Here is a 1,668-nt window from a genome sequence, read left to right on the forward strand (position 1 = left end):
GCGCGACCGGTGACGACGGTGCCACGACCGGTGATCGTGAACACGTCCTCGATCGGCATCAGGAACGGCTTCTCGGTCTCGCGCTCCGGCTGCGGCGGCTTCGCCGGTGGCCTCGGTCAGCGTGGTCACTTGGCGTTGAGGATGCTTTCCATCTCGGTGGCCGCGTCCGCGGTGGCCTTCTCGACCGGCTTCTGGCCCTTGATGACCGAGCTGTTCATGGCCTGGGTCACCGTCTTGGTCCGGCTCACCTCCACCCACTTCGGGGTGAGCGGGGTCAGCTTGGTGTTCTGCATGGCGGTGGCGAACGCCGCCATCACCTTGTCGTTGGCGTAGTTGCCGCCGCCGACCAGGTCCTTGTAGACCGGGAAGAAGCCGAGGCTGCTGGCGAACTCCTGGTCCTTCTGCTTGCTCAGCAGCACGGTCAGGTAGTCCCAGGCCAGGTCCTGCCGCTTGCTGTCCTTCCAGAGGGCGATGTCGGAACCACCGGCGAAGGCGGGGGCGGCCTTGCCGTCCGGACCGGGGATGGGGAACGTGCCCCACACCTTCTCGATATCCGGGTTGTCCTTCTTCATCGCGCCGCCCTGCCAGCTACCGGCGAACGCCATGGCGGCCTTGCCGGTGGCGAACTGGGTACGGGCGTCGACCTCGTTCCAGCCCGCGGCGGCCGGCGGGGCGACCTTGTGCACGGTCACCAGGTCGGTCCAGAACTTGACCGCCCGCTGCGCCTCCGGCGTGTTGTAGCCGGAATTCCAGCTGTCGCCGTCCTTGGTGGCGATCTCCGCGCCGGCGGCCCAGAGGAAGGAGTAGAACGGCAGCTCGGAGTTGCCGGGCAGGGCGATGCCGTAGGTGCCCGGCTTCTTGGCCTGGACGGCCTTCGCAGCGGCGACCAGTTCGTCCCAGGTCGTCGGCGGCTTCACGCCCGCCTCGGCGAACCAGTCGGTGCGGTAGTAGATGGCCCGCACGCCGGCGTACCACGGGACGCCGTACTGCTTGCCGTCGAGCTGGGCGTTCTTCACCAGGTCGGGAAGGATGTCCTTCCCCTCGGACCAGCCGTTGAACTTCTCCGTGACGTCGGCGAGGGCCTCCTGCGCGGCCCAGCCCTGGGTCTCGGTGTTGCCCAGCTCGGTGACGTCCGGTCCCTCCCCGCCGGCGAGCGCGGCCTGGAACTTCTTCGGCGCCTCGAGCCAGGGGATGTACTGCACCACGACGTCGGTCTCGGGGTGCTTCTTCTTGAACTCCGCCTCGACGCCGTCGAGGAACTTGGTCTGGGCGTCGCCGCCCTCACCCATCATCCAGACCGTCAGCTTGCTGTTGTCCGCGGCCTTGTCGTCGTCGCCGGAGCCACCGCACCCGGACAGCACCATCGCGGCCGAGGCCACGATGGCGGTGACCGGAGCCAGCCGCTTCCACCTGTTCACGCCATATCTCCCTCGGGGCCGGTTGGCACTAACCTTCTCCGCCGCACCTTAGTAGGAAAATTTCCTTTACAACAGGGGGTACTCGCGGCGGACGGCCGTGGCGACCGTATAACAGCCGTGCGCCCGGGCGGCAGGGGTGCCGTCCGGGCAGCTCAGGGCGGAGACGGGAGCGGGCGCCCGACCAACCGGTCGGGTGCAGCCTTCGACCGCCCAGATCAACTGCGGGCCTGGCGCCTGCTGCACGGCCCAG

The 1,668-nt window shown here is 68.4% G+C and carries 1 protein-coding gene; it reads right to left on the reverse strand.

The window, feature by feature from the left end; genetic code table 11:
* Positions 1–125 precede the first annotated feature (125 nt).
* Entirely contained in the window at positions 126–1,418 is a 1,293-nt protein-coding gene (locus ABZV78_RS31715) for a sugar ABC transporter substrate-binding protein (RefSeq protein WP_355644543.1), read from the reverse strand.
* Positions 1,419–1,668: the final 250 nt, after the last annotated feature.

The sequence above is a fragment of the Micromonospora sp. NPDC004540 genome (assembly GCF_040610095.1).
Taxonomy (GTDB): domain Bacteria; phylum Actinomycetota; class Actinomycetes; order Mycobacteriales; family Micromonosporaceae; genus Micromonospora.